Raw genomic sequence first — 4,928 nt, 5'->3', positions numbered from 1 at the left:
GGCCTGCGCATCGGCCCGACGGATACGAGCCCGCGCAACGGAACGCCGCGGCTGATGGCGATGCCGGAAGCAGCACTCGAGGATGCACGCGCGATCATCCTGGCGGCGCCGCCGCCCGAAACGGTGCGCACGCCGCGTCGCCCGGCGTCGCCGGACCTGCTCGACCAGTTGATGGCGGCGAAGTCGGCGGCCTTGGAAATCCGCCCCGAACCGGCGGAGCCGCAAGTCAGCGCCGAGGATCTGGCCGAGCGCCGCGAGCGCGTGGACCGTGTGCTGCGCGCCATCCTGGCGCAGCCCGACGCGGGTTTTCGCGTGATCGGCGTGCTCTATCAGGAGTTCGTGGTCCGCTGCCGCATCGAAGGCCTGGCCTCGGTCGTGCCCGACCTGCCGGAGTTCCGCCGCATGCTGACGCGCGCCCGGGCCGGCCTTGGGTCAGAGACGACACAGGACGACGCATGGCGGGACGTTTCCGTCCGCGCGTCGCTGCTGCCCGACGACATGCAGGGCGTGTTCATGATGATTGCCCGCGCGGCGAAGGAGGGCTGGCCTTGCCCGAGCGACGCCGCGATCGCCCGCGCCTACGGCTCGCACTCGCTGCGCCGCGCCCGGCGCCTCTTGACCTATATCGAGGAGCAGGGCCTCATCGTCTGCCAACTCGACGGGACAGGCCGGCGCACCGTGACACTGGTCGAATTGGCCTGGGCCACCGCACCGGGAGATCCGAATGCCGAGGAGGTGGAGCAGGGAAGCCTGGCGCTGTGAGGCGGCGCGGGTGCTTTGAGCGAATGATGCGATAGGCTTTTTCAGTCACCGTCATCGCGACAAATTTCTGATGGCAACCGTGAAATCGCCGACGGCGAGATGCGTCATGCAGGCGCTTGCGTTTCGATGGCGCTCACCGGTTCGCCCCAATCACCCACTGTTCCTGATCGACGAGCGTGCCGGTCATCGGCCCGGCAGCATCCGAAAGCAGGAAGACGGCGAGGTTGGCGATATCGCTGGTCGAGAACAGGCGGCCGAAGGGTTGCGAGGCGTTGGCGGCATCGAGCCAGCCCGGCCCGTTGCCCAGCGTGTCGGCTTGCATGACGCGTTCGGCCGGCGTGTCGGTCCAGCCGACATTGATGCCGTTGACGCGGATGCGATCGAAGCGATGGGCGTTGGCGGCGTTTTTGGTCAGCGTGGCCAGCGCGCCCTTGCTGGCGGAATAGACGGCGAGCTCCGGCGAGCCGCAATGGTCGTTGATCGACAGGATGTTGACGATGGCGCCGCGCTCTCCGCGCTTCTTCATGTCGGCGATGGCCGCCTGCATGAGGAAGAACGGCGCCCGCGCGTTGACCGCGAACAGCGAGGCCCAGCCGTCGAGATCGGCATCGAGGAACGAGGCCCGGTCGGTCAGCCCTGCGGCGTTGACCAGCGCATCGATGCGGCCGAAGCGCTCGATGCAGGCTTGCGCCAAAAGGGCAGGGGCTGCCGGGTCGGCGAGGTCGGCGGCGACGAAAACCGTCGGCGTGCCGAGCCGCGAAAGCTCTTCCGCAACGGCATCGCCGCGCGTCTTCTCGCGCCCGGTGACGAGCAGGCCGCCCGCGCCGCAGCGCGCCAGCGTCTCGGCGATGGCGCGGCCAATGCCTTGCGTCGAGCCGGTGACCAGCGCCACCTTGCCGTTGAGTTGGAGCTCCATTCCTCTTCCCCGCCTCGCATCTGATTTCAGGCTAGCGCGGCGCGATCGTTTTACAATACGGAAATTGGAAATCTTGGAGTGGAGGTTGTTGGCTGTCGCGCTGCGTGGGGCCGGCGAGAGCCTGCCCCAATGTCGTGATTCCCTACGTAGCGGAGGCCGTCGCAAAGACCCTAGTGGACCGTGATTATGCCCTCGACGGCCCGCCATTCCGAAGGCTGGATGAGCTGGTGATGAGCAACGCGAACCGAGTGGAGCGGACCATCGAGTTCGCGCTCCCAATATTGGAGAAAACCCTTGAGTTCGGGAAAGGCTGGAGCGAGATCATAGTCCTGCCAGACATAGAGCTGAAGCAGGCTTGGATGATCGGGCAGGTAATAGTGGATTTCGGCCGTCGTCAGGCCATAACCTTCCATTTGCAGGCGGAATTCGTTGCTGACCGTATCGGCCATGTCTTTCTCCTTCTCCGCTGAGGCATCGAGCCGGCGGCATTTGTGTCGAACCCGCCCAATGCCGGGCCGGGGCGATTGGTTCTGTCCCTCTTTAAACAACGCCGCGAGAAGCTCGCGGGTTCCGAAAATAGCCACGCCATAACAGTGTCTTGGCGCTCTTTCTTGTCGAATATAAAAATTTTTGCGCTGGTCTCTTGAAACCGAAAAAGGGCAAAACTAGCTCGATATGCGCCGCGATGCCTGACGAAGGGTCGCGGCGTTCCGCACCGGTCCGATATTGCCGGTTCGGTGCGGAGGAACCTCAAAACCTGTTTGTCCACGAGGAGAACGACATGGCGTTCCGTCCATTGCATGACCGTATTCTGGTCCGCCGCCTTGAAGCCGAGGAGAAGACCTCCGGCGGCATCATCATCCCCGATACCGCAAAGGAAAAACCGCAGGAAGGCGAAGTGCTCGCCGTCGGTCCCGGCGCGCGCGACGACAGCGGCAAGCTTGTCGAACTCGATGTCAAGGTCGGCGACCGCATCCTGTTCGGCAAATGGTCCGGCACCGAGATCAAACTCGACGGCGAGGACCTGCTCATCATGAAGGAAAGCGACGTGATGGGTATCATCGATGAGATCGCCGAAGTGAAGAAGGCCGCCTGACGGCTTCTTGTATCCAACCAGTCAACGAATGCTGCCTAGATAAAGGAGTGATCCAATGGCTGCCAAAGAAGTGAAATTCCATACCGAAGCGCGCGAGAAGATGCTGCGCGGCGTCGACATCCTTGCCAATGCGGTGAAGGTGACGCTCGGTCCCAAGGGGCGCAATGTGGTCATCGACAAGTCGTTCGGCGCGCCGCGCATCACCAAGGACGGCGTCACCGTCGCCAAGGAGATCGAACTGGAGGACAAGTTCGAGAACATGGGCGCCCAGATGGTGCGTGAGGTGGCCTCCAAGACCAACGACCTTGCCGGCGATGGCACGACGACCGCAACGGTGCTTGCACAGGCGATCGTCAGGGAAGGGGCCAAGGCGGTTGCCTCGGGTATGAACCCGATGGATCTGAAGCGCGGCATCGACAAGGCGGTCGATGCGGTGGTCGCCGAACTGAAGACCAATGCCCGCAAGGTCACTCGAAACGACGAGATCGCGCAGGTCGGCACCATCTCCGCCAATGGCGATGCCGAAATCGGCCGCTTCCTCGCTGAGGCGATGGAGAAGGTCGGCAATGAAGGCGTCATCACGGTGGAGGAGGCCAAGACCGCCGAGACCGAACTCGAAGTCGTGGAAGGCATGCAGTTCGATCGCGGCTACCTCTCGCCCTATTTCATCACCAACCAGGACAAGATGCGCGTGGAGCTCGACGAGCCCTATGTGCTGATCCACGAGAAGAAACTCTCCAATCTGCAAGCGATGCTGCCCGTGCTCGAAGCCGTGGTGCAGTCTGGCAAGCCGCTCCTGATCATCGCCGAGGATGTGGAGGGCGAGGCGCTTGCCACGCTGGTCGTCAACAAGCTGCGCGGCGGCCTCAAGGTCGCGGCCGTCAAGGCGCCGGGCTTCGGCGACCGCCGCAAGGCCATGCTGGAGGACATCGCCATTCTCACCGGCGGCACCGCGATCTCGGATGATCTCGGCATCAAACTGGAAAATGTAACGCTGCAGATGCTGGGCCGCGCCAAGAAGGTGGTGATCGAGAAGGAAAACACCACCATCGTCGATGGTGTCGGCCGCAAGGAAGAGATCCAGGGCCGTGTCGCACAGATCAAGGCGCAGATCGAGGAGACCACCTCCGACTATGACCGCGAGAAGCTGCAGGAGCGGCTGGCCAAGCTCGCAGGCGGCGTTGCGGTGATCCGGGTCGGCGGCTCGACCGAGGTCGAGGTCAAGGAGCGCAAGGACCGTGTCGACGACGCACTGCATGCAACCCGCGCGGCCGTCGAGGAGGGCGTGCTGCCCGGCGGCGGCGTCGCCTTGCTGCGGGCGGCCAAGGCGCTCGATACCGTGCAGACCGACAATTCGGACCAGAGGACAGGTGTCGACATCGTGCGCCGTGCCATCGAAACGCCGGTCCGGCAGATCGCCGAGAATGCCGGCGCCGAAGGCTCGATCATTGTCGGCAAGCTGCGCGAGAAAAGCGAATTCGGCTGGGGCTGGAACGCCCAGACCAATGAATTCGGCGATCTCTTCGGCCAGGGCGTTATCGACCCGGCCAAGGTGGTGCGCACCGCCCTCCAGGACGCGGCATCGGTCGCCGGCCTGCTGGTGACCACGGAGGCGATGGTGGCCGAGAAGCCGAAGAAGGAAGCCGCCGCCCCGGCAATGCCCGCCGGCGCCGGCATGGACTTCTGAAGTCGCGGCCCAATCCGCCCGCTCCCCTGGCGGGGAGCGGGCGTCAGTCGAAGAGAGAGTGGAGGTAAAGATGGATGCAATGGCTGGCCTCGGATCCGTACCGGCTCCTACGCATCAAGCGAAGGAATTCCTGGCCTATGAAACAGAATGCAGGAACGTGCTGAAGCCGCTGCTGGCAGGGCTGCTCGACATGGCTGAAGCCGCCGGCTGGAACCGGCGAACCGCGGCGTCGGCACTGATGTTCCTCGCAGCGCAGCAAGTGTCGGCAACATCCGAGGTATCCGCCGGCAGCGGCTGAACGGAAATCGGCCAGTCCTGCAGCAGTGCATAGGCTTCCATCACGCTGTCGATCATCCTCGGAAAGCCCATTCCGACCAGAAGTGTGACCGGTTCTTCGAATTGCCCGCGATTCATGGCTTGTACCTCCTCTCGATTGTTCAGGGCCTGCAGCGGGCCGAACACCGGGA

4 protein-coding genes and 2 pseudogenes are annotated in these 4,928 nt (G+C 63.9%); 3 read left to right on the top strand and 3 right to left on the bottom strand.

Annotated features, from left to right (window positions below; translation table 11 throughout):
• Positions 1–762 (top strand): annotated as a pseudogene (locus EN879_RS24225) (ATP-binding protein); the annotation flags it as partial.
• 133 nt (positions 763–895) lie between these two features.
• Here EN879_RS24225 and EN879_RS24220 read toward each other — a convergent pair.
• Both EN879_RS24220 and EN879_RS24215 read right to left on the bottom strand, forming a co-directional pair.
• Positions 896–1,678, bottom strand: coding sequence for an SDR family oxidoreductase (locus EN879_RS24220; protein WP_024501658.1), 783 nt, complete (start codon positions 1,676–1,678; stop codon positions 896–898).
• Positions 1,679–1,848: 170 nt separating this feature from the next.
• The gene (locus tag EN879_RS24215) at positions 1,849–2,127 is read right to left on the bottom strand and encodes an usg protein (RefSeq protein WP_024501657.1); all 279 of its coding nucleotides are present in this window, start codon (positions 2,125–2,127) and stop codon (positions 1,849–1,851) included.
• 332 nt (positions 2,128–2,459) lie between these two features.
• Between EN879_RS24215 and groES the strand changes: the two genes are divergently transcribed.
• Entirely contained in the window at positions 2,460–2,774 is a 315-nt protein-coding gene (groES, locus tag EN879_RS24210; RefSeq protein ID WP_013530718.1) for a co-chaperone GroES, read from the top strand.
• A gap of 55 nt (positions 2,775–2,829) precedes the next feature.
• On the top strand, positions 2,830–4,461 hold the full coding sequence (gene groL, locus EN879_RS24205) for a chaperonin GroEL (protein ID WP_027160770.1): 1,632 nt from the start codon (positions 2,830–2,832) through the stop codon (positions 4,459–4,461).
• A 135-nt stretch (positions 4,462–4,596) separates the two neighbouring features.
• Here groL and EN879_RS40140 read toward each other — a convergent pair.
• A pseudogene (locus EN879_RS40140) lies at positions 4,597–4,928 on the bottom strand (hypothetical protein); the annotation flags it as partial.

It is taken from the genome of Mesorhizobium sp. M7A.F.Ca.AU.002.02.1.1, from assembly GCF_003998535.1.
Classification (GTDB): Bacteria; Pseudomonadota; Alphaproteobacteria; order Rhizobiales; family Rhizobiaceae; genus Mesorhizobium; species Mesorhizobium ciceri.
Note: the sequence above shows the minus strand (reverse complement) of the source record. Positions and strands in the feature narration are given on the sequence as shown.